The organism is Roseburia sp. CLA-AA-H209 (assembly GCF_020687575.1).
GTDB lineage: Bacteria > Bacillota > Clostridia > Lachnospirales > Lachnospiraceae > Roseburia_C > Roseburia_C amylophila.
This window is the reverse complement of the sequence record NZ_JAJEQU010000001.1, coordinates 340,733-367,597: the sequence shown is the minus strand read 5'-3', so window position 1 is coordinate 367,597 and position 26,865 is coordinate 340,733. Positions and strand designations below refer to the sequence as shown.

Below are 26,865 nucleotides of genomic sequence, written 5' to 3'. Positions count from 1 at the left end.
AAATCACCTCTTAGTTGCTAAGCGTCCCTGGTAAGTATTCCGTTCTTTTAAGCGGCGGTGAATCTGATTTAAAACAGTCCGTTTTCCAGTGCTCCACATCGGCGCAATCAGTAAATCCTTCGGACCATCGCCGGTAATCCGGTGAATCACCATTTCCGGCGGCAGAAGCTCCAGACAGTCAATAATCATTTCACAGTATTCATCCATGGAAAATACCGGAAAGTGCGTTTTTTCATAATAAGCGGCTAAATCGGTGCCGGATAATACATGAAGCAGCTGCAGCTTGATTCCCCAGACCGGGAGATTTGCAATTGCCTGAACGGATGCAGACATCATTTCTCTTGTTTCGTGGGGCAGTCCTAAAATCAGATGAACAATCACCTTGATAGAAAGGGCGTGAAGGGCGAAGAGACTTTTTTGAAAAGTCTCATAAGTAAAGCCGCTTCGTGTAAACTCTCTGGTGTCATCATGGATTGTCTGTAAACCAAGTTCCACCCAGACGGTTTTCTTTTCATTGATTTCGGCAAGCAGTGAAAGAATCTCAGGCTGCAGACAGTCAGGTCTTGTGGCAATGGAAATAATAACCACATCCGGGTCATTTACTGCCTGCATATAAAGATCCCGCAGGTGTTCCACAGAACCATAAGTATTCGTGAATGCCTGAAAATATGCAATGAATTTGTTGCAGTTTCTTTTTGCTCTCAGAATCCTTTTCTCAGTTTCTAACTGCTCTGTGATAGAAAGTGTGGGAGAGGCGGCAAAATCTCCGGAGCCACCGGCAGAGCAGAAAATACAGCCTCTGGTATCTAAGCGTCCGTCACGGTTGGGACAACTGAGTCCGGCATTTAATGCAATCCGGTATACCTTTTCGTGATAGGTATTTTTTAAATAGTAGTCCAGAGAGTGGTAGCGCTTCTCCCCCCACAGTGAAATCGTGTCGTTTTTCATTAGCGGATGTGTGATTTGACTGCCTGGCTTACCACTTCGGCAACACGCGGGTCAAATGCTTCCGGCATAATAAAGTCTTCATTTAATTCTTCATCAGATACTAACCCTGCAATTGCTTTTGCAGCAGCAAGCTTCATTTCTTCTGTAATCTGGGAAGCGTGTCCTTCTAAAGCACCTTTGAAGATTCCCGGGAAAGCAACGACGTTGTTTACCTGATTTGGGAAATCGCTTCTTCCGGTTCCGACCACTTTAGCACCTGCAGCTTTGGCAAGGTCTGGCATGATTTCCGGAGTAGGATTTGCCATGGCAAAAAGAATGGCATCTTTATTCATGGATGCAACCATTTCCTGAGTCACGATATTCGGTGCGGAAACACCAACGAAGATATCAGCACCCTTTAATGCATCGGCAAGGGTACCGGATTCATTGGAAAGGTTGGTAACTTCGGTCATTTTCTTCTGCATCCAGTTTAAGTCAGGATAATCTTTGCCGATGATTCCCATGCGGTCACACATAATAACATTTTTAAAGCCGTAAGTCAGTAACAGTTTGGTGATGGCAACACCGGCAGAACCGGCACCATTTACAACAACGCGGCAGTTTTCTTTTTCTTTTCCGGTTACTTTTAATGCGTTGATGATTCCGGCAAGAACAACAATAGCAGTACCATGCTGGTCGTCATGGAAGACCGGAATATCAAGCATTTCCTTTAAACGCTCTTCAATTTCAAAACAACGTGGAGCGGAAATATCCTCTAAGTTGATGCCGCCGAATCCCGGAGCAATATTTTTAACAGTTTTTATAATTTCTTCGGTATCCTGTGTGTCAAGGCAGATTGGAACAGCATTGACATTTCCGAATTCTTTAAACAGTACACATTTTCCTTCCATAACCGGCATGGCTGCGTACGGTCCGATGTTTCCAAGACCAAGAACAGCACTTCCGTCTGATACAACGGCAACGGTGTTGGCTTTCATGGTATAAGTATAAGCTTCTTCTTTATTTTCTGCGATGATACGGCAAGGTGCCGCAACACCAGGTGTGTATGCGATAGATAAATCTTCCCGGGTCTTTACCGGTGTCTTGGAGATGGTTTCTAATTTTCCATTCCATTTTTTATGCATTTCAATTGCTTTTTCGTTGGTATCCATAGTTCGTCTCCTTTTCTTAGCCATTGATTACTTCCGTCTAGTATCATATCATTAAAAAATTTTTAAAGCAAGAAAAAGGACTTCCTATTTGAAAGAAACTGTTGTATAATACGAAAAGACGAATCTTACGTTCCAATTATTTTTATTTCAAAAAGAAATCCCAATTATTTAGCAGATAATCAAATAAGCAAGAGGTAAGGAGAATAGAATGAGAGAGAAGTATGAAAGTCTTTCTGCAGCAGTGCTGCGTGAACTGGCGAAAGCAAGGGGAATGAAAGGAATTTCTACCTTAAAGAAAGCTGAATTAGTAGAAGCTATGCTGGCGGAAGATGAAAAGGAAGCAAAGGTGCAGGAAGCAAAGAAAGAAGCAGAAGGCACAACAGAAACTACGGAGCAGGTAGCAGAAACCAGAACCTATCGCGCAGAACGTCCGCACCGGGAAAATGCAGCGAGGGGACATGAGGGCGAGATGCGTCGAAGCACAGTAAGACATACACCGGATGAGCATATTTCGGAAAAAGATGAAACGGAGCGTGTGGCAGAAGAAAACAAGGACTTAGACAGCGGTGTGAAGGCACATGGAATTCTTGAAGTTATGCCGGATGGATTCGGATTTATCCGTTGTGAAAATTATCTGCCGGGAGAGCATGATGTCTATGTTTCTCCATCCCAGATTCGTAAGTTCAATCTGAAAACCGGAGATATTGTGACCGGAAATACCAGAATTAAGACACAGGCTGAGAAATTCTCCGCATTATTATACATTACTTCTATTAATGACCTGCATCCGTCAGAGGCTGTAAAACGGAAGAATTTTGAAGATTTAACTCCGATTTTTCCGGATGAGAGAATCCGGCTTGAGACAAGCCATAGTGCAATGGCAATGCGAATTGTAGATTTAGTATCTCCGATTGGTAAGGGACAGCGTGGAATGATTGTTTCCCCACCAAAAGCAGGTAAGACTACATTATTAAAAGGTGTGGCACAGGCAGTAAAGCAGAATAACCCGGAGATGCATCTGATTATCTTATTAATTGATGAGCGGCCGGAGGAAGTTACCGATATTAAGGAAGCAATTGAAGGACCGAATGTAGAAGTTATTTATTCTACCTTTGACGAATTGCCGGAGCATCATAAGAGAGTATCCGAGATGGTAATTGAGAGGGCAAAACGTCTGGTAGAACATAAGAAGGATGTTATGATTCTCTTAGACAGTATTACAAGACTTGCAAGAGCATATAACCTTACAGTTCCGCCAAGTGGAAGAACCTTATCCGGTGGTCTTGACCCGGCAGCCCTCCATATGCCGAAGCGTTTCTTTGGTGCAGCCCGTAATATGCGTGAGGGCGGAAGCCTTACGATTCTTGCAACAGCACTGGTAGATACCGGAAGCAAGATGGATGATGTTGTTTACGAGGAATTTAAGGGAACCGGTAACATGGAACTGGTGCTTGACCGTAAGTTATCTGAGAAACGTGTATTCCCTGCAATTGACATTGTAAAATCCGGTACAAGAAGAGAAGACCTCTTACTGACACAGGAAGAGCAGGAGGCTGTATTTATTATGCGTAAGGCAATCAATGGCATGCGTACCGATGAAGCGGTTGAGAGCATCTTGAATATGTTTGTCCGGACGAAAAACAACCGGGAATATATCCAGACTGTAAAAAAGACAAAATTTGTTTAAAAACACTTGCATAACAGCTTTTCCTATGCTACAATGAATAAGCTGTTTATTCGGAAACTAAACAGTATCGCACTTAAATTAGACAAATGTCGTAATTGCGAAGCAATTCATATATGAGAGGTGAGAGACATGAGAGAAGGAATCCATCCAGATTATTATCAGGCAACAGTTACATGTAACTGTGGTAACACATTCGTAACTGGTTCAACCAAAGAGGATATTCACGTTGAAATTTGTTCCAAATGCCATCCATTCTATACTGGACAGCAGAAAGCTAACCAGGCTCGTGGACGTATTGAGCAGTTCAATAAGAAATACGGCATGAAATAGAAATTGCACAATGTGACTGAAAGATAAGGTTGAGGTTTCTAATCTCAACCTTTTTTTAGAAACAGGAAGAGAGGTCACACATGAAATATTCGGGAATCGGTGGACAGGCAGTTTTAGAAGGCGTAATGATGAAAAATAAGGAAAAGTACGCCGTGGCAGTCCGGAAGCCGGATGGAGAGATTACCGTTGATACCAAAGAGTATTATGAACTGATTAAAAACAAGACATTGCGGAACATTCCAATTTTACGTGGAGTGTTAAGTTTTGTGGAGTCTTTGACACTTGGAATATCAACGCTTACATATTCCGCATCTTTCTTTGAAGAGGATGAGGAAGATACCAAAGCAAAAAAGAAAGAATTATCAAAAGAGGTAGCAGCAAAAAAAGAAAAAGCAGAAATGGGTATTACTGTTGCATTTTCCTTTGTACTTGCCATTGGAATCTTTATGATTCTGCCATATTATCTTTCTTTGATTTTTCAGAAATTTATTACATCCCATGTGGCACTGGCGCTGATTGAAGGTATCATCCGAATGATGATTTTTTTGGCATATATTGCCTCAATTTCCTTAATGAAGGATATCCAGCGTGTATTCATGTATCATGGAGCAGAGCACAAATGCATTAACTGCATTGAACATGGAATGGAGCTGAATGTAGAAAACGTGAGAAAGAGTTCCAGACTGCATAAGCGGTGTGGTACAAGTTTTCTCCTGTTTGTAATGATTATCAGTATTATTTTCTTTGCATTTATTGATGTAAAGAGCCGGATTTTGAAGGTAGTGCTTCGTTTGCTGCTGATACCGGTGATTGCTGGTGTGTCATATGAATTTATCCGGCTTGCCGGAAAAAGTGATAATCCGGTAGTGAATTTCTTAAGTAAACCTGGATTGTGGCTGCAGAGGCTTACAACAAGAGAACCGGACGATTCTATGATTGAGGTTGGTATTGCTTCCGTGGAAGCAGTATTTGACTGGAAAAAATATTTGAGCGAGATGTAAAAGAAAAGGGCGTAATATATGACTTATAGAGAGGCAGTGGAATTTGGTACAAAGTGTCTTACAGATGCAGGAGTGCCAGATGCCGCACTGGATGCATGGTATCTTTTACAGATGGTATGCAAGATTGAGCGCAGTTACTACTACGTTCACGGGGAAGAAGATATTACACAGGATGCTCAGAAGGAATATGAGATTGCAGTACAAAAACGTGCCGAACATATTCCGTTACAGTATATTATTGGAGAACAGGAATTTATGGGGCTTCGATTCAAAGTAAATTCCAATGTTCTGATACCGCGGCAGGATACCGAGACTTTAGTGGAGCAGGTATTGAAGATTGTAAAGCCGGGGATGAAAGTATTAGACCTTTGTACAGGGTCTGGTTGTGTATTGATTAGTGTGTTGAAAAATGCACCGGAACTTACCGGTATGGGAAGTGACATTTCCAAAACAGCTTTATTGGTAGCGAAGGAAAACGCAAAGCTGCATGAAGTGGATGCCGAGTGGGTACGGAGTGATTTATTTGATAATATAACAGAGACCTTTGATGTCATTATGGCAAATCCACCATATATCCCGACAGGAGAGATTCTGTCACTGATGCCGGAGGTACGGGATTTTGAGCCGGAAAACGCATTAGATGGCGGAGCGGATGGTCTTGATTTTTATCGGAAGATTGCCGGACAGGTAAAGGATTATTTGAATCCTGGCGGATATGTTTACATGGAAATCGGATATGACCAGGGAGAAGCTGTCTCAGAGCTGATGCGTAACGCAGGATTTACAGAAGTTGAAGTAATCAAAGACCTTGCACGAAATGACCGTGTGGTAAAAGGGAAAGGAAATTAAAATGTTTGATCGTTTAGAGGATTTATTGATTCGTTATGAAGAGTTGATGAGTGAGTTAAGTGAACCGGATGTGGCAAATAATCCGGAGCGTTTTCGTAAGCTGATGAAGGAGCAGAGCGATTTAACTCCTATCGTGGAAGCTTATAAAGAATATAAACAGTGTAAGCAGAATATTGAAGATTCTCTTGCTATGCTGGACGAAGAAACAGATGAAGAAATGAAGGAGCTTGCAAAGGAAGAGTTAAATGATTCCAAAGCAAGAGTAGAAGAATTAGAGCAGAAACTAAAAATTCTTCTTCTTCCAAAAGACCCGAATGATGACAAGAACGTTATTGTGGAAATCCGTGCCGGTGCCGGCGGAGATGAAGCTGCTTTATTTGCAGCTGAGATTTATCGTATGTATGTCCATTATGCTGAAAGCAGACGCTGGAAAGTAGAGACAATGGAGTGCGAAGAAATCGGAATTGGTGGAATGAAGAGTGTTACTTTCATGATTACCGGACAGGGTGCTTACTCTGTTATGAAATATGAATCCGGTGTACATCGTGTACAGCGTGTACCTGAGACAGAGTCCGGCGGACGTATCCATACGTCTACCATTACAGTAGCAGTAATGCCGGAGGCAGAAGAAGTTGATGTCCAGATTGATGAAAAGGATATCCGAATCGACGTTATGCGTGCATCCGGAAACGGTGGTCAGTGTGTCAATACTACAGACTCTGCAGTTCGTCTGACTCATTATCCAACCGGAATTGTAATCTACAGCCAGACAGAAAAATCACAGCTGCAGAATAAAGAGAAAGCATTTGCACTTTTACGTGCCAAATTATACGACATAGAATGCCAGAAGGCGCATGATGCAGAAGCAGAAGCCAGAAGAAGCCAGATTGGTACCGGTGACCGTTCTGAGAAGATTCGTACTTACAACTTCCCACAGGGACGTGTAACCGACCACAGAATCAATCTTACCCTTTATAAACTGGACAAGATTATGAATGGTGATATCCAGGAAATCTTAGATGCATTGATTGCAGCAGATCAGGCAGCAAAATTAGCGAAGATGAATGAGAATTAATAAGAATTAGTAAGAATCAAGAAAAGCGGTCTTTTGATTAGGTCAAAGGATTGCTTTTTTCTTGTGGTTAGGAGTATGGTTTGAATAATAATTAATGATTTAACGGAAATGTAAATCATTCTAATTATAAAATGGGCGAAGATTTTGAAAAACAAATATGAGGTCGTATAAAAAAGCAAGAAATGGAGAGATAATAACAGAGAATTGATTATAATTAAATTGAAAAAGGACATAATTATGGTATAATTAGACCGTGAATAGGGAGGTGTATATTATGCCACAAATAATTCCAATTAAAGATTTGAAGAATACATCAGAGATATCGGATATGTGCCATAAGGCAGCGGAACCAATTTATGTTACGAAAAATGGATATGGAGATATGGTAATTATGAGCATGGAGACTTATGAGTCAACCATGAGACAGATTGCCATGTACAGAGATATTGAAATATCTGAAAAGCAAATAGAGGCAGGACAGGTAAAGGATGCCAGAACTGCGCTTAGAGAAATGAAGGCGAAGTATGGCATATAAAATAAATGTTACTGAACATGCGAATGAACTGCTTGATAATCTTGTGTATCATTTAATTTATTGCTTAAGGAATGAACAGGCAGCAAAGCATCTGTTGGATAGTATAGATACTATCTATGACAGGCTAGAGGTTAATCCATTTCAGTTCGCAGAGTGCAGAGATGCATATCTTGCTAAAAGAGGATATCGTGAGGCAGTTGTATCACAGATGAATTATATTATCGTTTTTGATGTGAGAGCAGATGTTGTAAATGTAGTTGGTATTTTTCATCAGTTAGAGAATTATCAAAGTAAATTATAAAAAATGTGTTGTATTCATCCTACAAATTAAATTTAGTATAATAGAAATACTGCAAAGTAAAATTTGGTAATGGAAGATATTGCAACTAATAAAAATGACAGGTCTGTTAGTTCCGTATAAATAAAATTCAATTGGAAATACTATTTGAAGAAGTAGAATATATAGATGAGGTGAGCACATATGGAACAGGAAACACAGGAGCAAACTAATAAGTTTAATAATAAAATCTATTATATTCTTCCAGAGTTTTCAGGTAAGAATGTTCCTATTATAGAAGTTGCTAAACTAATGGGAAAAGACCAGCAGTTTATTCGGCAGGGAATAATAAGGGGGATTTTGCCGATTGGAGTTGCATTTAAGAAAACAATCCCAAATGGTAGTTATGAAGGGAAAGAATCATCTCAATACGATTTTTATGTTAGCCCAAAATTATTATGGGAATATACTGGAATAATTTATAAAGAATAATATAAAAGTAATACAGGAGAGGTTATTGTGTGCCACCACCAAAAGTTAGGTTTCAAATCTAACGATTGGTGGCTGTTTTTTGCTAAATATAACTACAGAGTATATACCGCAATTATCTTTCTATTAACTCCTTGCACTTCCCCTTCATCTACGGTATAATCGTAAAGTCCGTGTGCAACCAATCGCATGCGGGGATAAGAACGAATATATTGTGTTATGGATAGAGTGAAGGAGCAGGAAATGAAGAAGAAAATATGGGCGGCAGCTTTGATTTGTATTGTCGTACTGGGAATGCTGGATGGATGCGGACCAAAGGAGAAAGATACAGACAAGGAAGCAGCAGGAAATACAGAAACAGAAGCAGTGGAAGGAATCCATGCCACAGAGACGGAGACAGAGGCACAGGGAAACCTTAAGGAAGATACCTGGTATGTTTTATCCGGTATGTATCAGCACAAAATGGAAACCGAAGAGAATACCGCTGTGATAAAAAATGTCAATGTATACAATATGGCAGGAACCATGGATGGTGAGACCTTTGTGCAGGCATCTGATTTTACCAATCATTTAAATCAGGCGGAGTATGAGATAAGCTGGAATCGTACTGAGGCAGACGAAGAAGGAAATACAGTTTATAAGGTTACTTTATCTGCAAAGATTCCGTGGAATGGCATACAGACGGATGCAGAAGCTTATATCGAATATGAAGACATCAGCCTCGTGGATGCAACTACCGGAATGGTGCTGCCGCAGCATGTAGCTGCCACAGACAGTTCCATGGCTATGATGGCAGAAGTGGCTTGTGCCGGCACAACATATCAGGTGGCAGCCACAGAAGATACAGAGACAACATTTGGTGACTGGACGGTAGAGGATGGCAGTGAGTATCCGATGGTGACTTACTACGAAATAAAAGAGACTTATAAAGTAACAGCACCGGCAGAATATAAGGGACTGCTATTCGTATTACAGACACAGCGTACCGCAGAAGAATATGAAAATGGAATTGTAAAGGGTCTTGGAACAGATGAAGCACATACATTTGATGGCACAATCAATGATGGAAGTGTGGCAATTGAGTTAGACCGGGATTATGAGTATATCAATGCAGAATAGAAACTGAGCAAAGTGGGCAAAGCTTACTTTGTATCAGCATGAAACAGAATCGTCGAAAGGTGGTTCTGTTTTTCCACGTCTAAAGGAGCATATAATGGATTATAGCAGATTAGAAAAAGGAATTATGGATTTCATACAGGAAGAGCAGGTAAAACTTGGATACCGGAAAGAAAAAATCCGGTTATATTATCCTTTGAGTTCATTAAAGCATTTTCTGGGAGAAGAAGTGAGCGGAAAATCAACGGAAGAATTGGAAAAGGAATTTTATGAAGCAGCAGGAATACGGCTTGGCAGAGTAGAAATTAGCAGAAACAAGGACCGCTTTTGTTTTGTAGTGTCGGAAGAAGGTGCAGAATATGTGCATGAAAAAAGAAGTGGAAATTCTTTTATTAAAAAGCTGGTGGCTCTGCTGCAGACACATCCTTGCACCATAGAGGACATTCATAAGCTGTTCTTAGAAACCGGCGAGAAGATACATTTTGAGAAAATTGAGACAGAGGATTTTGACTATCTCATTTATTTTGAAAGCGGAGAGGATTCCTATTATTATTGCTTTAAGGTCGAAGGCTGCCATATCATCTATCATCGTTTTATGCCGGAGGATTATCAGGATTTGTTTTCTGAAAGTGTAGAGTAAGAACTATTTTATGATAAAAGAAAAGAGGAAGAGAAGTTGCAAAAGAAAATAAACAGAGGAATCGTATATGTGGCAGGATTACTGTTACTTGCCATGGGAATTATATTAAATACCAAGACGGGACTTGGCGTATCTCCGATTATTTCGGTGGCATACAGTGTATCGGTAATCAGTGGAATGAATTTTGGCAATATGACGCTGATTTTATATAGCATTTTTGTATTGATAGAAATGATATTACATACCATCCGGCGCAAAAAAGGAGAATATGTAAAACGCCTGTTTTTGGATATTCTGCAGATACCACTTAGTATTGTATTTACCCGGTTTATGAACCTTTTTGCAAGATTCGTTCCTGAATATGCCAAAGACTGTGCAGGTACTTTCTGGGGCAGCGTTCCGGCACGTTTGATGCTTTTGATACTGGCAATCATATTGACAGGTGTAGGAGCCGCAATGTCTTTAAATATGCGTATCATACCAAATCCGGGAGATGGAATTGTACAGGCAATTGCAGACTTTACCGGAAAGTCGGTAGGGTTTACCAAAAACTGCTTTGATGTGTGTAACGTTACGATAACCTGTATCGCTGGACTTATTATAAAGGGAGAAATTATCGGGATTGGAGCCGGTACACTATTGTCAGTACTTGGTGTGGGAAGAGTAATTGCAGTATACAATCATTTCTTTGGAAAATATCGTTACGAATCCTAAGCTTGTCCTAGCCATTCGAAGGGAAAAATGGTAAAATAGAACTAATGATGTAAGTTAAGAAAAGAAGAAAATTCACAGAAATAAAAGATAGTAAGAGGAAGAAGAATGGCAGCAAAGTTTTATGCAGTCCGAAAAGGAAAGAAACCGGGTATTTATATGAGCTGGGATATATGTAAGCAGCAGACCGATGGTTTTCCGGGAGCAGAGTTTAAAAGCTTTCCAACAAGGGAAGCGGCAGAAGAATATATCGGTCAGAAGCAGCAGACAGTAGAAAAAGAGCCGGAAAATTATGCCTTTGTGGATGGTTCCTATAATATTGCAACTAAGGTATACGGATATGGCGGCTTTCTGATGGCAGATGGGAAAAAAGAAGTACTGCAGGGTTCAGGCTCGGAAGAAGAAATGGCTTCCATGCGTAATGTGGCAGGAGAAGTATTAGGAAGTATGGCTGCCATTGAGAAGGCGGTGGAGCTTGGACTGGCAGAGCTTACGATATATTATGACTATATGGGCATTGAAATGTGGGCAACAGGAGCATGGAAACGGAATAAGAAAGGAACCATTGCTTATTATGACTATATTCAGAGCATAAAGGATAAAATTACGCTTCATTTTGTAAAAGTAAAAGGGCACTCAGGGGTAGAAGGAAATGAAGAAGCAGACCGGCTGGCAAAAGAGGCGGTCGGAATTGAAATATAGTATCTGCAGATGAGTGGATACGGGGATAAAAAGGAGGAAAGAAATGGTTTCATTAAAGGACGTGGCGAAGCGTTGCGGTGTCTCAACGGCAACAGTAAGTAAAGCGTTGAATGGACATAGTGATATAGGGGAGAAGACCAGGATACGGATTAAAGAAGCAGCACAGGAGATGGGATATTTTCCGAATGCGGCAGCAAGGGCATTAAAGACGAACCGTTCTTATAACTTAGGAGTACTTTTTAAAGAGGAGGCCGGAAGAGGGCTTACCCATGAATATTTCTCTGGCATCTTAAATGGATTTAAAGAAAAGGCGGAAGAATTAGGCTATGATATCACTTTTATTAATAATGAGCATGTGAATCATAAGATGTCATATCTTGAACACTGCAAATACCGGAATTTTGACGGAGTTGGAATTGTGTGTGCCAGGTTTGAGGAACCGGAGGTACAGGAACTTTTGCAGAGTAATATTCCGATTGTTACTGTAGATTATGTATATCACAACTGCACGGTTGTTTCTTCTAATAATGTAAAAGGGATGAATGAACTGGTACGTTATATTTATTCCAAGGGACACCGGAAAATTGCATACATTTATGGGGAAAAACATTCGGCTGTTACCAGAGATCGTCTGACCAGCTTTTTCCAGACAATGGAGAGCTTTAATCTGAATGTTCCGGATGACTACTTAAAGGAAGGAGAATATTTAGATACCAGGCTTGTGGCAAAGGCAACCAGGGAACTTTTAAATCTGCCTGACCCGCCGACCTGTATTCTCTACCCGGATGATACAGCATTAATTGGTGGGATTAATGTAATTGATGAAATGGGACTAAAAGTACCGGATGATATTTCTATTGCAGGTTTTGATGGAACAAAAGTATCCCAGCTGATGAGCCCAAAGATTACAACCATACGGCAGAATACCAGAAAGATTGGAGAAGAGGCCGTAAAACGTCTGGTACAGAGAATCGAGCAGCCTAAGACAACGCTGGTGGAGCGTGTGATTATCAATGGAGAACTTTTGGTAGGAGAATCAGTAGGAGGAATCTGATATGGCACTGCAATTTGTGCTGGGCAGTGCTGGAAGCGGAAAGTCAGGCTATGTATTCCGCAAAACAGTCAAAGAAGCTCAGAAGAATTTAAAGAAAAATTATTATGTAGTAGTACCGGAACAGTTCACGATGCAGACGCAGCGTGAACTTGTTCGGTTACAGGAAAAAAACAGTATTATGAATATAGATGTGGTCAGCTTCCAGCGACTGGCATATCGTATTTTCGATGAATTAGGAAAGACGAATATGGCAGTTTTAGAAGAGACCGGGAAAAACCTTGTATTGCGTAAGGTTGCCGAAGAGCGGATGGATGATTTATGCGTCATGCAGGGAAATATGAAAAAGATGGGATATATCAGTGAAGTGAAGTCCCTGATATCAGAGCTGACACAGTATAATATCGATCCGGATACTTTGGAAACATTTATTGAAGAGCAGAATATGCCACCGGCATTTTCCTATAAACTGCAGGATATCCTGACCATGTACCGGGGCTTTCGAAGTGCAATTTCCGGGATGTATATTACTGCTGAAGAAGTTTTAGAAGCCTTCTGTGATATGGCAGAGGAATCAAAGCTTTTACAGGATGCCGTGCTGGTTTTCGATGGATTTACCGGATTTACACCGATTCAGAATAACGTGCTATACCGCCTGATGGGAATTGTATCAGATATATATGTGACAGTAACCATTGACCCGGCAGAGGATATTTATTCTTATCATGATATGCAGGAGCTGTTTGCCATGAGTAAGAAGACTGTAGCCAGCCTAATGAAAATGGCGGAAGAGAAGCATTTTGAAGTAACAGAGCCGGTGGTATTAAAGAATCCCAAAGCTGACCGGTTCCGGGAGGCACCGGTACTGCGGTTCTTAGAGCAGAATCTGTTCCGTACCAGACATCATAGCTACGAAAAGAAGGATGAGAAAGAAATCAAAGAAGGCATAGAGATTTTATCCCTGCCAAATCCAAGAAGAGAACTGCAGTATGCAGCAGAAGAGATTGCAAGGCTGGTGCATACCGGAGCATACCGCTACCGGGATTTTGCCATTATTTCCGGTGCCATAGAAGAGTATGGAAGCTATGTGCCGCAGATTATGGAGGAGTTTGGCATTCCGTTTTTTTTAGATACAACGAAAAATATTTTACTGCATCCATTTTTGGAATTTGTCCGGTCTCTTTTGCAGGTAATCGAGGACAATTTTTCGGAGGAAGCAATGTTCCGTTATCTGCGCTGCGGATTATCAAAAATCAGTGAGGATGAGATTGACCTGCTGGAAAATTATGTACTGGCAGCAGGCATCCGTGGAAAGAAAAAATGGGAGGCAAGATTTATTTATACCACCCATGAGGTTACGGAAGAAGATTTAGAAGCTTTAAATGAACTCCGGATCCGTGTAATGGAGCCATTTTCGGAATTGACGGCTGTATTTCGTAAAAAAGGTGCTACCGTACGGGAATGCACGACAGCACTCTATCAGTTTATTGTGTCCTTACAGATAGAGCAGCAGTTAAAATACCGGGAGAATCAGTATAAAGAGGCGAAGGACTTAGCCAAGGCAAAGGAATATGCACAGATTTATCGCATCGTAATGGATATTTTGGATAAGATGGCAACGCTTCTGGGTGATGAAGTCATGGACATATCCGAATATGCCAAGGTCTTAGAGGCTGGCTTTGAAGCAGCCAAAGTAGGCGTGATTCCGGGTGGCTATGACTACGTGATGATTGGTGATATCGAAAGAACCCGTCTTGACGATATAAAAGTATTGTTTATCGTGGGAGTCAATGAAGGTATTGTGCCAAAATCCGATAATCGTGGCGGCATCATTTCCCAGCTGGAAAGAGAAGAACTTGCGAAAAATCATATGGAACTGGCTCCTACAGCAAGGGAACGTGTTTTTATCCAGCGTTTTTACCTTTATCTTGCAGTGACAAAGCCATCGAAAAAACTTTATCTTACCTATGCAAGGGTAGGCAGTGATGGAAGTGCAAAGCGCCCGTCCTATTTTATTCATATGATTGAGGGACTGTTCCCGGGGTTAAAAGCAGAACTGATAACGGGAGAACAGGTTGATGAAACACTGGTAACACCGGAGAGCAGCATGGCATTTCTGTTAGAGGGACTGTATCAGGAAGATGCCGGGTGGAATGATGAGAAGGAAGTCCTCTGGCAGGCTTTGCTGCACTGGTATGAAAAGGAACCGGCATATCGGGAGCAGGTAAAAGCTATTCTTGATGCAGCAGAGCTTAAATATCATGCAGAGCCAATCAGCCGGGCTGTGGCAAAGGCTCTTTATGGAAATGAGTTAAAGAACAGTGTTACGCGGCTGGAACAGTATGCAGCCTGTGCCTGTGCCCATTTCCTGACTTATGGACTGCGTTTACAGGAACGGGAACTCTTTGAATTCCGTATGGCGGATATGGGAAATATCTATCATCAGGCATTGGAAAATTATGGCCGGTATCTGAAAGAATCATCCTATAGCTGGTTTGATATTACAGAAGAAGCACAAAAACAGCTTATGGAGCGGGCAATGGAAGAAGCAATTGCTTCCAGTGGAAATGCAGCCATGGCAGATACAGCGGCAAACCGTTACCAGGTAGCAAAGATGAAAAAGATTTTTGCACGGACCATCTGGGCACTGACCAGCCAGATCCGTCAGGGAAAATTTGAACCATCGCAGTTTGAGGTGGGATTTTCCTATACGGATGATTTAAATGCAGTGAATTTTAAACTCAGTGAAGAAGAGCATATGCGGCTCCAGGGAAGAATTGACCGTATTGATACTTATGAAGACAAAGATAAGTTATATGTAAAGATTATTGATTATAAATCCGGTAATACCGGTTTTGAACTGCTATCTTTGTATCATGGACTAAAGCTTCAGCTTGTGGTTTATATGAATGCAGCAATGGAATTATTTGCAAAGCAAAATCCGGCAAAAGAGGTAGTGCCGGCAGGTATGTTCTACTATCATATTGATGATCCGATGGTGGAAGGAACCGGTAGTGAATCTGAAGAAGAGATTCGAAGAAAGATATTGGAAAATTTACGTCTGGATGGAGTGGTAAATACAGAGGATGATATTTACCGTGCCATGGATGTGGAACTTTCCGGTAAATCCAATGTCCTTCCGATTTCTGTAAATAAGGACGGAACGGTGCGAAAGAGCGATAAGGCTGTGGATAAGGAAGAATTTAGGCTGATTGCGGATTATGCCAACTATCGGATTGCAGAAGCTGGAAATGCTATTTTAAAGGGAAATACAGAGGTGAATCCGTATCTTTTAAAGAACCGGAGCAGCTGTGATTATTGTCCATATGCTGCGGTCTGTGGATTTGATAAAAAAATTCCGGGATATGAAGTAAGGCGGTTGGAAGAATTATCTTCCGAGGAAATCTATGAACGCATGAAGGAGGTTTTTTAAGAAATGGGAATGACATGGACAAAAGAACAGCAGCAGGTCATTGATTTAAGAAACCGTAATATCTTAGTGTCTGCGGCAGCAGGTTCCGGAAAGACAGCCGTACTGGTAGAGAGAATCAAAGAGCTGGTATTGGATAAGAAGCATCCGGTAGACATTGACCATCTTCTGGTGGTAACCTTCACCAATGCGGCAGCAGCCCAGATGAAAGAGCGTGTAGCAAAAGCCTTGGAAAAGGCATTGCAGGAGAATCCTTCCGATGTGAGATTACAGCAGCAGGCTGCACTGGTGCAGAATGCGCAGATTACTACCATAGACAGTTTCTGCCTTTATGTGCTTCGGAATCATTTTCATGAAATCGGTCTGGAGCCGAATTTCCGTATTGGAGATGAAGGCGAGTTAAAGCTTCTTCGGGAAGATGTAATGACCGGATTGTTTGAACAGTGTTATGAAGAAAAACATCCGGGGTTTTTGCATCTCATTTCCTGTTATGGAACCAGTAGAAGTGATGCACCGGTGCGGGATATGATTTTTAAACTTTATTCCTATGCACAGAGTTATCCATGGCCGAAGCAGTGGCTTCGGGAAGCGTTAAGCTGTTATGAGATAAAAACAGAGCAGGAATTAGAGCAGGCGCCTTTTATTGAAATGACGGTAGAATATGGGAAGCAGATGGTAAAGGGCTATTTAGAGCAGGCAGAGCATTATCATGAACTTTGTCAGGATGTCGATGGCCCCTATATGTATGAGGAAGCCTGTGAGCAGGATGTAGAACTGATGGAGGAATTGCTTTCCTGCAGTACTTATCAGGATTTTTATGAAGAATTAGGAAAATGTAAATTTGCAACATTAGGCAGAACAAAGGATTATATTGGAAGTCCGGAAAAGCAGGAGCAGGTAAAGACAGAACGTAAGAAGCTTAAGGATGGAATCGGAAAGTTAAAAAGTGACTGCTTTGCCCTTACTTTTCAGGAAATCTTAGAGCAGCTCACTCTGGTGCAGCCATCAGCAGAAGCGTTAGCTGAAGTGACGGAGCGTTTTATCGATGCTTTCGCAGAAAGAAAGCAGGATAAGAATCTGGTGGATTTCTCAGACCTTGAGCATTTTGCATTAGAAATATTGGTAGAGGAAGAGACCGGGAAACCAACGGAGACTGCAAAGGAATTTCAAAATGCCTATGAAGAAATTATGATTGATGAGTATCAGGACAGCAACTATGTGCAGGAGACGATTCTCCGGGCAATTTCAAGAGAAGTGGTCGGACAGAATAATCTTTTTATGGTAGGAGATGTAAAACAGAGTATTTACCGTTTTCGTCTGGCGAGACCGGAGCTTTTTATGGAAAAGTTTGATACTTATGAGACAACAGATGCACCCTGCCAGCGGATTGATCTGCATAAGAACTTCCGAAGCAGAGATACGGTGCTTACTTTTACCAATGATATTTTCTATCAGATTATGAAACGGAATCTTGGCGGTGTGGATTATACCGATGAGGCGGCATTGTATTGTGGTGCAGATTATCCGGCGGGCGAGAAAGAGGATGCTTTTGACAGTGAGATTCTTCTTACAACTACACAGGAACTGGAAGAGGGAACAAAACAGCAGATTTCAAAACAGGAACTGGAAGCAAAATTAATTGCAGACCGGATTCGGAAGATGGTAGGCAAAGAAGAGGTGGTAGACGAAGAAACCGGAGAATTCCGGAAAGTCCGCTATGGCGATATTGTAATTTTACTGCGTAGTTTAAGTGAATGGGCGGATCTTTTTGCAGAGGTTTTAAATGCCAATGGAATTCCGGCACATACGGTTTCAAGAACCGGATATTTTTCCACATTAGAAATCAGGACGGTATTAAATTATCTTAGGATATTAGATAATCCAAGACAGGATATTCCACTGGCGGCAGTATTAAAATCCCCAATGGCAGGTCTTTCCGATGAGCAGCTTGCAAGACTCCGGTTACTGGCAGAGGACAAGCCGTATCATCAGTGTGTAAAGATGTTTTTGGAAGCGGAAGAAGAGCTGACAGAAAAAGAATCAACAGCGGATGAAGACATGCGGGCAAAATTAAAACGTTTTTCCGAAACATATAAAAAACTTCGTAGACAGACCATGGATATACCAATGCACGAACTGTTGCAGAAGGTATTGAAGGAAACGGGATATGCCAGATATGCATCGGCATTGCCGGCGGGCAGACAGAGACTTGCAAATCTTCATATGCTGTCAGAGAAAGCCATTGCCTATGAGAAAACCAGTTATCGCGGACTTTATCATTTTATAAGATACATTGATGAACTGCAGAAGTATGATGTGGACTTTGGGGAAGCAGAACTTGTGGGTGAAAATGAAGATGCAGTAAATATAATGAGTATACACAAGAGTAAGGGACTGGAATTTCCGGTCTGCTTTGTCAGTGGAATGGGCAAATCCTTTAATAAGCAGGATAGCCGCAGCAAGATGATTCTGCATCCGAACCTTGGCGTTGGACTTGATATTATTGAGGAAGACAGGCGGATAAAAGTACCTGCATTTTTTAAGAAGGTAATTGCAAGGCAGACAGAATTAGAAAGTCTCGGTGAGGAGCTTCGTGTCTTATATGTGGCATTTACAAGAGCCAAAGAAAAATTGATTATAACGGGCTGCATCAAGGATGAAGAAATGCTGCAGCAGATAAGAGAAATTTATTGCGGAAGTAACCGAAAAGCACTTAATTTTAAGGAGCGGGCAGAAGCAAAGACCTTCTTGGAGTGGATTCTTCCGGCGGCAGCCGCCAGTGGCAGCTGGGACAAGGTTTCCTATGTGACACCATGGAGCATGTTAGAGGACGAGGCGGCGCATCAGATAACAGAACATGTGTCATTGAGGCAGCGTGTGCAGCAGGCGGAGGAAGTTTCGGATACTTTGTATGAAAAGATAAAGGAACAATTATCCTATCAGTATCCGAACCCGGATGCCATTCATCTGGTGACAAAATATTCTGTATCGGAATTAAAACACCGGGCAATGAGGGAGCTTGCAGCAAAGGAAGAAGAGGATGTTACACCGAAATTCTTAGAAGAAGTATCTACCCCATATGTCCCGGCATTTATGGAAGGAAAAGCAGAAGTAAATCAGGGAGCACTGCGTGGAACAGCAATGCATCGTCTGATGGAATGCTATGATTTTACAAAAATGCCGGATCGTTCCGATGAATTTGCAGAGAATATAAAAAAGCAGTTGACAGGACTGGTACAAATGGGTAAAGTATCTGAGGATATGCAAAAATTAATCCGTATACCATCCGTGGAATTATTCTTAAAATCGCAGCTTGCACCCCGTATGAAAGCAGCTGCAATGCGGGATGATTTGTTCCGCGAGAAGCCGTTTGTCATGGGAAATCATGAGATGGAAGAAGAGATGGTCTTAATCCAGGGAATCATAGATGTTTTCTGGGTGGAAGAAGATGGAATCGTACTGCTTGATTATAAGACAGACCGGGTAGATAGTGCCACAAGGCTGCGGGATATGTATAAAGAACAGCTGGATTTATATGCAGAAGCGTTAGAACGGATATTCCGGCTGCCGGTGAAGGAGAAGTATCTTTATTCCTTCCGGCTGAATCAGGCAATTGAAGTATAAGGTGTCATAAGCGATGAAGGAGAAAAAGTTTGTATAGGAAAGGCTTTTGTTTGAAGGCATTTGCTTGCCCATTGAAATACCGAAGTTCTAAGGCATATGTTTTCCTTTTTTCTATAAATACAGTCTTTCCAATGTTTGACAGACACATTGCACGGTTCGCTGCCTGCGGATACATGAATAGGCTTGTTAGGGGCACTTAGAATTTCGTCTGCAACCAGGCAACACTGGTACAGGGATGTACCAGCGAGGCACAGATGAACACGGATGTGAATTTGTGCCGGTTGCCAGACGAAGTTCATATATTAGCCGAAATTCTTAGTGCCCCTTACAGGCGTATGCGGTATCCGCAGACAACGGACAGTGCGACGTGTCAGTCCAAGCAACGGAAAGACAGTTTATCATCAAGGAAAACATACGCCTAAGAACTACTGGTATTTCAATGAAAAAAGCAAATGTTCTCCAAACAAAACCTTTTCCGGTAAACTTTTTCATCCACTCACTTATAATATACCGGAACACAAGGAGAAAAAACGTGAAAATAATTTTAGCATCAGCTTCCCCACGAAGAAAAGAACTTTTAGAGCAGCTTGGACTTACCTTTCTGGTATTTCCGGCACAGGGAGAAGAAAAGCAGGTGGGAGATACGCCTTCTGAGGTTGTCATGAATCTGGCGAAGCAGAAAGCGGGAGAGATTTATGAGAAGATGATAGAAGCCAAAGTAGGAGAACAGGACAGTCTGGTAATCGGAGCAGATACCGTCGTGGTAAAGGATGGCAAAGTGCTTGGTAAACCGAAGAACCGGGAGGATGCATTTACAATGTTAAAAGGACTTTCCGGAGGTATCCATGAAGTATATACCGGAGTTTCGCTCTGGATGCGGGAGGATGGAAAGAAAGTACAATACAGTTTTTATGAATGTACGAAAGTAACCATGTATCCGGTTACAGATGAGGAACTGAACCGTTACATAGATACCGGGGAACCGATGGATAAAGCAGGTGCATATGGAATTCAGGGAAAAGCAGCTGCATTTATCGAAAAAATCGAAGGTGATTACAACAATGTAGTAGGTCTGCCGATTGCCCGGATTTATCAGGAATTAAAACAATTAGGTATTGATGTGTATAAATTTTCTTAAAACAGGAGGAAAGAATAAATGGAATACGATGAGGTATGTCTGAATTACTTTTTGGAGCATCAGTCACAGTTATTTGATGAAAATGTGGCAGACAGTTTAGAAGAGGCAGAAGCGTTTTTAGAGGACTGTATGGCGGTTATCTGTGACAGCATCAAAGAAGTAAAACAGTTCTTAGACGAAAGCGGTGCGGATGTATCCGGAATGAGTAATCATGAAATTGAAGAAGCAGAAGAAGTATTTTCACTGCCAGATGGCAGATATCTGGTGGTAGAAGCGTAAACGAAAGGGGTATTAAATATGAGCAATAACTATGATGTAATCATTATCGGTGCAGGTCCGTCCGGAATTTTCTGCGCCTATGAACTAAAGGAAAAAAGACCGGATTTAAAGGTCCTCATGATAGAAAAGGGAAGAAGCATTGAGAAACGCCAGTGTCCGAAGCGTAAGACAAAGGTCTGTGTAGGATGTCAGCCGTGTTCAATTACAACAGGATTTGCCGGAGCAGGTGCATTCTCTGATGGTAAATTATCATTATCACCGGATGTAGGTGGCAATCTGCCGGAAATCTTAGGATATGAAGAAGCATTATCCTTAATTAAAGAATCGGATGATATTTATCTGAAATTCGGTGCAGACACCAATGTCTATGGTGTGGATAAAGAAAAAGAAATCCGCGAGATTCGTAGAAAAGCAATCAATGCCAACTTAAAATTAATCGAGTGTCCGATTCGTCATCTTGGAACAGAAGAAGGATATAAGATTTATGCACGTCTGCAGAAGCATTTGTTAGACCTTGGTGTGGAGATTCTCTTTAATACCATGGTAGCAGATATTCTGGTAGAAGATAATGCCGTAACCGGTGTTGTAACAGAAAAGGGAGATACATATTATGCGAAAGAAATCATTTCCGCAGTAGGACGTGAAGGTGCAGACTGGTTCTCACATATCTGTAAGGAAAAAGAGATTGAAACAAAGGTAGGTACGGTTGATATCGGTGTTCGTGTGGAAGTGCGTGATGAGGTTATGGATTTCTTAAATACAAACCTTTATGAAGCAAAACTGGTTTATCATACACCAACATTTGACGATAAAGTGCGTACTTTCTGTACCAATCCATCCGGGGAAGTAGCAACCGAATATTATGATGACGGACTTGCGGTTGTAAATGGACATGCTTACAAGTCGAAAGATATGAAAACAAATAATACCAACTTTGCATTGCTGGTATCCAAGAACTTTACCAAGCCATTTAAGACTCCGATTGAGTATGGTAAACAGATTGCACAGCTTTCCAATATGCTTTGTGATGGCAAAATTTTAGTACAGACATTTGGTGATTTTAAGCGGGGCAGAAGAACTACAGAGGAACGTCTGGCAAGAAACAATCTGATTCCAACCTTAAAGGATGCAGTGCCGGGAGATTTATCACTGGTATTCCCACATCGTATTATGGTAGATATCGAAGAAATGTTAGAGGCATTGGATAAGGTTACACCTGGTATTGCCAGTGATGAAACATTACTTTATGGTGTAGAAGTAAAATTCTATTCCAATAAAGTTGTTGTCAGCAAAGATTTTGAAACCAGCATTAAAGGTCTGCGTGCCATCGGTGATGGTGCAAGCGTAACCAGAGGATTACAGCAGGCATCTGCAAACGGAATCAGCGTGGCAAGAAGTATATTAAAGAGTCTTGAAGCATAAAAACATACCAAAGAATTGGTTTTCGAATAAGAAAAGGAAGAAAATTCATGGGACGAAAGAGTAAAATTGCCGCAGTGGTCTTAAGCATTTCCGTATTTCTTGGTGGATGCAGTCTTGGAAAAACTGACATTGTATTTACAACAGGCTTATCTGCTAATGAAGTTTTTAAGATAGAGCATGAAAAGGTATCTTTGGCAGAAGCCAAGGTATATCTTTGTAACTACCAGAATCTATATGGAAATGTCTATGGAATCGATTTGTGGGAACAGCAGTATCAGACCGATGATTTAGAGCAGTATGTGAAGGACGTTACATTATCGGAAATGACCCGGGTAATCTGCATGGACCAGCTGGCAGAGCAGAAGGAAATTACTTTAAGTAAAGAGGAAAAGACCAATCTGAAGCTGGCTGCAAAAGAATATTATGAGTCATTGAATGAAGAGGAAAAAAGTTATATGGATGTCAGTGAGGCAACCATAGAGAAACTCTATGAGAATTATGCACTGGCAAGCAAGGTGTATACATCTTTAACAACCGGTGTCAATGAGGAAGTCAGTGATGATGAAGCAAGGGTCATGGAAGCACAGCAGATTTATGTAAAGGATCAGAACCGTGCAGGAGAGGTGGCATCCAGACTGGCAAATGGAGAGGATTTCCGGACAGTAGCAGCAGATTATAATGAGGCTGCCCAGATTGATATTACCTTTGGAAGAGATGAGATGCCAAAGGAAGTAGAGGATATTGCATTTAACTTAAATGATGATGAAATATCAGGAAGCATTGCGACAGAGGATGGTTATTATTTTATCAAGTGCATCAATAAATTCAATCAGGAGCTGACGGATGCAAATAAGGTTAAGATTGTTAAAAAACGTGAGAAAGAAGCATTTAATGACGAATATGACGCTTTTGTGGCAGACTTATCTTCAAGCCTCAATGAAAAAGTCTGGGATGAACTGGAACTTAAAACAGACGGAACCATAACCACCAACAGTTTTTTTGAAGTGCTGGATAAGTATTATCAGTTAGAAGAGTAGAACAATAGTAGAAAAAATCTACAGAATCTGCCGCTGGCAACTATAAAAGGGAATCTGATGAAAATCAGATTCCCTTTTGGGTAGTTCTTCTTGAACTTTTATTTTGCCAGCAGCATCATGATATCGTTGCTACGCTGGATGAATTTTGTCATAGCATCTACGGATAATGGCTGGTTGCTTAAAACAGCTAAATCGTAAAGCTGCTGACAGAACATTGGTACATGCTCGGAATCTTTGTGATTTAAGATGTACTGGACCAGAGGATGACTGGTATTTAAGGTCAGTGTCTGGTCTGCCGCAAACATGGAAGTATCCATACCGCCCATGCCATTCATGGCATACATTTTCATCATATCCTGCATACGTCTGCCTTCCTCGGAGAGAGTAATAACAGAAGCAATGTCGGCATTTTTCAGTTTGGCAGCTTTAATCGTAAGCTTATCATTCTTTAAAGTATCTTTGAATACTTTGGACAGGGTTTCTTCTGCCTCTTTGGCATCCTCAGCATTTTCCTCTTTCAGGGAATCGGTAAGGTCTGCATCGATTCGCATGAATTTGAATTTCTCATTACGCTGCTCTAACTGGCTGATGAAGGAGGTATCGATATTGTGATTTAAGATAACTGCATCCATGCCCTGTTCCTTGAACATCTTGATATACTGTCCCTGCTGAACCGGATCGGTAACATAGTAAATCGGTTTTCTTTCATCCTTTTCTTCTGAGTCAGAAGCAGTATCAGCGGTCTTATCAGCATCAGAAGCATTGTCAGAAGCGGTATTTTCGGTACTACCTTCCGTATTTTCATCTGCTTTTTCGTCTTCTTTCAGAAGCTCCGGAAGAGTAAGGTACTTATCATCTAAGTTTTTAAAGAGAATGTAATCATTCATCTTGTCACAGAACTTGGTATCTTTTAAGCAGCCGAATTTGATAAATGGGCTGATGTCATCCCAGTATTTTTCGTAGCTTTCTTTTTCGGTCTTGCACATACCGATTAATTTATCTGCAACTTTTTTGCTGATGTAATCGGAAATCTTCTTTACAAAGCCATCGTTCTGCAGAGCACTACGGGAAACATTAAGCGGAAGGTCAGGACAGTCAATCACGCCCTTTAAGAGCATTAAGAATTCCGGAATCACTTCCTTAATGTTATCTGCGATAAATACCTGGTTATTATATAATTTAATAGTTCCTTCGATGGAATCGTATTCCGTATTAATCTTCGGGAAGTACAGAATACCTTTTAAGTTAAATGGATAGTCCATATTCAGGTGAATCCAGAATAAAGGCTCTTTATAATCCATAAATACTTTCCGGTAGAAAGCTTTGTATTCTTCATCGGTACATTCGCTCGGAGTCTTAGTCCAAAGTGGGTTTGTATCATTTAATGGAACCGGACGTTTTAAAATCTTAAGCTTTTCGGTTCTTGGAGATACTTCTACGACTTCTTTTTCGCCATTTTCATTTTCTTTTTCTTCTGTCTTTGCTTCTTCAACGATTGTTTCAATGACAGTATCGGTATCTAATTTATCTTCCGGTTGGATGGTCTCATACTGTGGCTCGGCATTTGCCTTGGTCAGATAGATTGGTACCGGCATGAAAGAGCAGTACTTCTCAATGACTTCTCTTGCACGATATTCGTTGGCAAATTCCAAAGAATCTTCATTTAAGAAAAGAGTAATTTTGGTGCCGACTTCGGTACGGTCACTGTCTTTCATATCAAATTCTGTGCCGCCATCGCATTCCCAGTGAACAGCAGTAGCACCATCTTTATAAGAAAGGGTATCAATGTGAACCTCATCTGCAACCATGAAAGCAGAATAGAAGCCCAGTCCGAAATGACCGATAATCTGGTCTTCATTGGCTTTATCTTTGTATTTCTCCAGAAAATCGGTAGCACCGGAGAATGCAATCTGGTTGATATATTCTTCTACCTCGTCAGCGGTCATTCCAAGACCGTTATCGATGAAGGTAAGGGTTTTATCGTCCGGGTTGACAATAACGTGGATTTCAGGCTTATAATCGGCTGGAAGGGTATATTCGCCCATCATTTCCAGCTTCTTTAATTTGGTAATGGCATCACAGCCATTGGAAATCAGTTCACGATAGAAAATATCATGATCGGAATACATCCATTTCTTTATAATCGGAAAAATGTTATCGCTGCTAATTGATAAATTTCCATGTTTATTACTCATTTAAAACACTCCTTTTCTTTCTCTATATAATTTCTTGTTTTATTTTGTAGTGTCAGACTACAAATCCTAATAGAAATATTATACTTTGCAAATTTAAAAGTCAATAGAAAATTAGCACTCTTTAAAAAAGAGTGCTAACAAAAATCCGCAACACCAGTATTTATTGGACGTTGCGGATTTCTTAAAAGTTTATAAACTTTCTTTTTAATCATTTTTCATTCAGATTTAACAGCTTTATCTGGGCTTAAATTGCTTTCCTTGCAGATATAAATAGGCCGTTTTTTAACCTCCATATAAGTGCGGGAAAGGTAGGAACCTAAGATTCCGATGCACAGAAGCTGGATACCTCCGATAAAGATAACGATACATGCCATGGACGGCCAGCCGAAAGCGGAGCCACCGAATAAAAGCTGCCTTACAATAATAAAGATAATGGCAAGGAAGGAAATGATACACATAAACATTCCGGTAAAGGATGCAAGCTTCAACGGAGCTGTAGAGAAGGATATCATTCCGTCCAAGGAGTAGCGGACCAGCTGGAAGAAAGACCATTTGGTTTCTCCGGCAATCCGCTCTGTATTTTCAAATTCAATCCATTTGGTACGGAAACCGACCCAGCCAAATAACCCCTTGGAAAAGCGGTTGTATTCATTTAATTCTAACAATGCATCAACAAAAGGACGGTTCATCAACCGGAAATCTCTGGCACCATCTACGATATCTGTATCGGACATTTTGCGGATAAGCTTATAGAACATCCGGGCAAAGAAAGAGCGGACAGGCGGTTCTCCTTTGCGGTTTACCCGTCGTGTGGCAACCGAATCATAGCCTTCTTCCAGGATGGCATGAAGCATCGAAGGAAGCAGGGAAGGCGGATCCTGTAAATCTGCATCCATAATGGCAGTATAATCACTGGTTGAATTTTTCAGACCGGCATAAATAGCCGCTTCTTTTCCAAAATTACGGGAAAAGGAAATATAATATACACTGCTATCGGAAGAAGCAAGCTTTTTTAGGATGGCAAGGGTATTGTCCGTTGAGCCATCATTGATAAACAGCAGCTTAAGAGAAATCTCTGTAAGCTGTTGTCTGATTTTTGAAATCTCTTCGTAAAAATACGGAAGTGCTTCTTCTTCGTTATAGCAGGGTACAATAATCGTCATTGTTTGCATAAAAGA

Annotated in this window: 23 protein-coding genes; 19 read left to right on the top strand and 4 right to left on the bottom strand. The window is 41.1% G+C overall.

Annotated elements, in window-relative coordinates:
* Positions 1-3: 3 nt before the first annotated feature.
* Complete coding sequence (locus tag LKD41_RS01800) at positions 4-948, bottom strand: TIGR01212 family radical SAM protein (protein ID WP_227700211.1); 945 nt, start codon at positions 946-948, stop codon at positions 4-6.
* Positions 948-2,099 (bottom strand): NAD(P)-dependent malic enzyme, encoded by a 1,152-nt coding sequence (locus tag LKD41_RS01795; RefSeq protein ID WP_022243131.1) that lies wholly within the window; start codon positions 2,097-2,099, stop codon positions 948-950. The genes LKD41_RS01800 and LKD41_RS01795 overlap by 1 nt, the downstream gene beginning before the upstream one ends.
* Positions 2,100-2,307: 208 nt before the next feature.
* Here LKD41_RS01795 and rho point away from each other — a divergent pair, with 208 nt between their 5' ends.
* From rho to LKD41_RS01700, 19 genes are all read left to right on the top strand, one after another.
* Positions 2,308-3,786, top strand: coding sequence for a transcription termination factor Rho (rho, locus tag LKD41_RS01790; RefSeq protein ID WP_117699010.1), 1,479 nt, complete (start codon positions 2,308-2,310; stop codon positions 3,784-3,786).
* Between the two features lie 129 nt (positions 3,787-3,915).
* Positions 3,916-4,116, top strand: a complete 201-nt coding sequence (gene rpmE / locus LKD41_RS01785; RefSeq protein ID WP_022243129.1) for a 50S ribosomal protein L31 — start codon at positions 3,916-3,918, stop codon at positions 4,114-4,116.
* Positions 4,117-4,196: 80 nt separating this feature from the next.
* A complete protein-coding gene (locus LKD41_RS01780) occupies positions 4,197-5,117 on the top strand; it encodes a DUF1385 domain-containing protein (protein ID WP_227700210.1) in 921 nt (306 codons plus the stop codon).
* Positions 5,118-5,135: 18 nt separating this feature from the next.
* Entirely contained in the window at positions 5,136-5,966 is an 831-nt protein-coding gene (gene prmC, locus LKD41_RS01775; RefSeq protein ID WP_022243127.1) for a peptide chain release factor N(5)-glutamine methyltransferase, read from the top strand.
* A 1-nt stretch (position 5,967) separates the two neighbouring features.
* Positions 5,968-7,041, top strand: a complete 1,074-nt coding sequence (prfA, locus tag LKD41_RS01770) for a peptide chain release factor 1 (RefSeq protein WP_022243126.1) — start codon at positions 5,968-5,970, stop codon at positions 7,039-7,041.
* Between the two features lie 274 nt (positions 7,042-7,315).
* Positions 7,316-7,576, top strand: a complete 261-nt coding sequence (locus tag LKD41_RS01765; RefSeq protein WP_022243125.1) for a type II toxin-antitoxin system Phd/YefM family antitoxin — start codon at positions 7,316-7,318, stop codon at positions 7,574-7,576.
* A complete protein-coding gene (locus tag LKD41_RS01760) occupies positions 7,566-7,877 on the top strand; it encodes a type II toxin-antitoxin system RelE/ParE family toxin (RefSeq protein ID WP_022243124.1) in 312 nt (103 codons plus the stop codon). Before LKD41_RS01765 ends, LKD41_RS01760 begins: the two co-directional genes overlap by 11 nt.
* Before the next feature lie 180 nt (positions 7,878-8,057).
* On the top strand, positions 8,058-8,345 hold the full coding sequence (locus LKD41_RS01755; RefSeq protein WP_022243123.1) for a hypothetical protein: 288 nt from the start codon (positions 8,058-8,060) through the stop codon (positions 8,343-8,345).
* Positions 8,346-8,585: 240 nt separating this feature from the next.
* Positions 8,586-9,461 (top strand): hypothetical protein, encoded by an 876-nt coding sequence (locus LKD41_RS01750; protein WP_227700209.1) that lies wholly within the window; start codon positions 8,586-8,588, stop codon positions 9,459-9,461.
* 94 nt (positions 9,462-9,555) lie between these two features.
* The gene (locus tag LKD41_RS01745; RefSeq protein ID WP_227700208.1) at positions 9,556-10,098 is read left to right on the top strand and encodes a DUF3877 family protein; all 543 of its coding nucleotides are present in this window, start codon (positions 9,556-9,558) and stop codon (positions 10,096-10,098) included.
* Positions 10,099-10,134: 36 nt separating this feature from the next.
* Positions 10,135-10,812, top strand: coding sequence for a DUF6198 family protein (locus tag LKD41_RS01740; RefSeq protein ID WP_227700207.1), 678 nt, complete (start codon positions 10,135-10,137; stop codon positions 10,810-10,812).
* Between the two features lie 105 nt (positions 10,813-10,917).
* The gene (locus LKD41_RS01735; protein ID WP_227700206.1) at positions 10,918-11,511 is read left to right on the top strand and encodes a ribonuclease H1 domain-containing protein; all 594 of its coding nucleotides are present in this window, start codon (positions 10,918-10,920) and stop codon (positions 11,509-11,511) included.
* Between the two features lie 43 nt (positions 11,512-11,554).
* Positions 11,555-12,565: a LacI family DNA-binding transcriptional regulator gene (locus tag LKD41_RS01730; RefSeq protein ID WP_227700205.1), complete on the top strand. Its 1,011-nt coding sequence runs from the start codon at positions 11,555-11,557 to the stop codon at positions 12,563-12,565.
* A gap of 1 nt (position 12,566) precedes the next feature.
* Positions 12,567-15,995 carry a helicase-exonuclease AddAB subunit AddB gene (addB, locus tag LKD41_RS01725; protein WP_227700204.1) on the top strand — a complete coding sequence of 1,143 codons (3,429 nt, stop codon included), beginning with the start codon at positions 12,567-12,569 and terminating at the stop codon, positions 15,993-15,995.
* Between the two features lie 3 nt (positions 15,996-15,998).
* The gene (gene addA, locus LKD41_RS01720; RefSeq protein WP_227700203.1) at positions 15,999-19,616 is read left to right on the top strand and encodes a helicase-exonuclease AddAB subunit AddA; all 3,618 of its coding nucleotides are present in this window, start codon (positions 15,999-16,001) and stop codon (positions 19,614-19,616) included.
* Positions 19,617-20,148: 532 nt separating this feature from the next.
* Entirely contained in the window at positions 20,149-20,754 is a 606-nt protein-coding gene (locus LKD41_RS01715) for a Maf family protein (protein WP_227700202.1), read from the top strand.
* A gap of 18 nt (positions 20,755-20,772) precedes the next feature.
* Positions 20,773-21,033 carry a hypothetical protein gene (locus LKD41_RS01710; protein WP_022243115.1) on the top strand — a complete coding sequence of 87 codons (261 nt, stop codon included), beginning with the start codon at positions 20,773-20,775 and terminating at the stop codon, positions 21,031-21,033.
* A gap of 18 nt (positions 21,034-21,051) precedes the next feature.
* Positions 21,052-22,455: an NAD(P)/FAD-dependent oxidoreductase gene (locus LKD41_RS01705; protein ID WP_022243114.1), complete on the top strand. Its 1,404-nt coding sequence runs from the start codon at positions 21,052-21,054 to the stop codon at positions 22,453-22,455.
* A gap of 47 nt (positions 22,456-22,502) precedes the next feature.
* Positions 22,503-23,492 carry a peptidylprolyl isomerase gene (locus LKD41_RS01700; protein ID WP_227700201.1) on the top strand — a complete coding sequence of 330 codons (990 nt, stop codon included), beginning with the start codon at positions 22,503-22,505 and terminating at the stop codon, positions 23,490-23,492.
* Positions 23,493-23,590: 98 nt separating this feature from the next.
* Here LKD41_RS01700 and htpG read toward each other — a convergent pair whose 3' ends face one another.
* Both htpG and LKD41_RS01690 read right to left on the bottom strand, forming a co-directional pair.
* Entirely contained in the window at positions 23,591-25,687 is a 2,097-nt protein-coding gene (htpG, locus tag LKD41_RS01695) for a molecular chaperone HtpG (protein ID WP_227700200.1), read from the bottom strand.
* Between the two features lie 215 nt (positions 25,688-25,902).
* Positions 25,903-26,859 carry a glycosyltransferase family 2 protein gene (locus LKD41_RS01690; RefSeq protein WP_227700199.1) on the bottom strand — a complete coding sequence of 319 codons (957 nt, stop codon included), beginning with the start codon at positions 26,857-26,859 and terminating at the stop codon, positions 25,903-25,905.
* Positions 26,860-26,865 lie beyond the last annotated feature (6 nt).

Coding starts and splice junctions, on each gene's coding strand:
- prmC (WP_022243127.1), top strand. CDS start 5,136: ATGACTTATAGAGAGGCAGTGGAATTTGGTACAAAGTGTCTTACAGAT.
- LKD41_RS01705 (WP_022243114.1), top strand. CDS start 21,052: ATGAGCAATAACTATGATGTAATCATTATCGGTGCAGGTCCGTCCGGA.
- LKD41_RS01690 (WP_227700199.1), bottom strand. CDS start 26,859: ATGCAAACAATGACGATTATTGTACCCTGCTATAACGAAGAAGAAGCA.
- prfA (WP_022243126.1), top strand. CDS start 5,968: ATGTTTGATCGTTTAGAGGATTTATTGATTCGTTATGAAGAGTTGATG.
- rho (WP_117699010.1), top strand. CDS start 2,308: ATGAGAGAGAAGTATGAAAGTCTTTCTGCAGCAGTGCTGCGTGAACTG.
- LKD41_RS01730 (WP_227700205.1), top strand. CDS start 11,555: ATGGTTTCATTAAAGGACGTGGCGAAGCGTTGCGGTGTCTCAACGGCA.
- LKD41_RS01755 (WP_022243123.1), top strand. CDS start 8,058: ATGGAACAGGAAACACAGGAGCAAACTAATAAGTTTAATAATAAAATC.
- htpG (WP_227700200.1), bottom strand. CDS start 25,687: ATGAGTAATAAACATGGAAATTTATCAATTAGCAGCGATAACATTTTT.
- LKD41_RS01795 (WP_022243131.1), bottom strand. CDS start 2,099: ATGGATACCAACGAAAAAGCAATTGAAATGCATAAAAAATGGAATGGA.
- addB (WP_227700204.1), top strand. CDS start 12,567: ATGGCACTGCAATTTGTGCTGGGCAGTGCTGGAAGCGGAAAGTCAGGC.
- LKD41_RS01750 (WP_227700209.1), top strand. CDS start 8,586: ATGAAGAAGAAAATATGGGCGGCAGCTTTGATTTGTATTGTCGTACTG.
- LKD41_RS01700 (WP_227700201.1), top strand. CDS start 22,503: ATGGGACGAAAGAGTAAAATTGCCGCAGTGGTCTTAAGCATTTCCGTA.
- LKD41_RS01780 (WP_227700210.1), top strand. CDS start 4,197: ATGAAATATTCGGGAATCGGTGGACAGGCAGTTTTAGAAGGCGTAATG.
- LKD41_RS01765 (WP_022243125.1), top strand. CDS start 7,316: ATGCCACAAATAATTCCAATTAAAGATTTGAAGAATACATCAGAGATA.
- LKD41_RS01800 (WP_227700211.1), bottom strand. CDS start 948: ATGAAAAACGACACGATTTCACTGTGGGGGGAGAAGCGCTACCACTCT.
- LKD41_RS01710 (WP_022243115.1), top strand. CDS start 20,773: ATGGAATACGATGAGGTATGTCTGAATTACTTTTTGGAGCATCAGTCA.
- rpmE (WP_022243129.1), top strand. CDS start 3,916: ATGAGAGAAGGAATCCATCCAGATTATTATCAGGCAACAGTTACATGT.
- LKD41_RS01735 (WP_227700206.1), top strand. CDS start 10,918: ATGGCAGCAAAGTTTTATGCAGTCCGAAAAGGAAAGAAACCGGGTATT.
- LKD41_RS01760 (WP_022243124.1), top strand. CDS start 7,566: ATGGCATATAAAATAAATGTTACTGAACATGCGAATGAACTGCTTGAT.
- addA (WP_227700203.1), top strand. CDS start 15,999: ATGGGAATGACATGGACAAAAGAACAGCAGCAGGTCATTGATTTAAGA.
- LKD41_RS01745 (WP_227700208.1), top strand. CDS start 9,556: ATGGATTATAGCAGATTAGAAAAAGGAATTATGGATTTCATACAGGAA.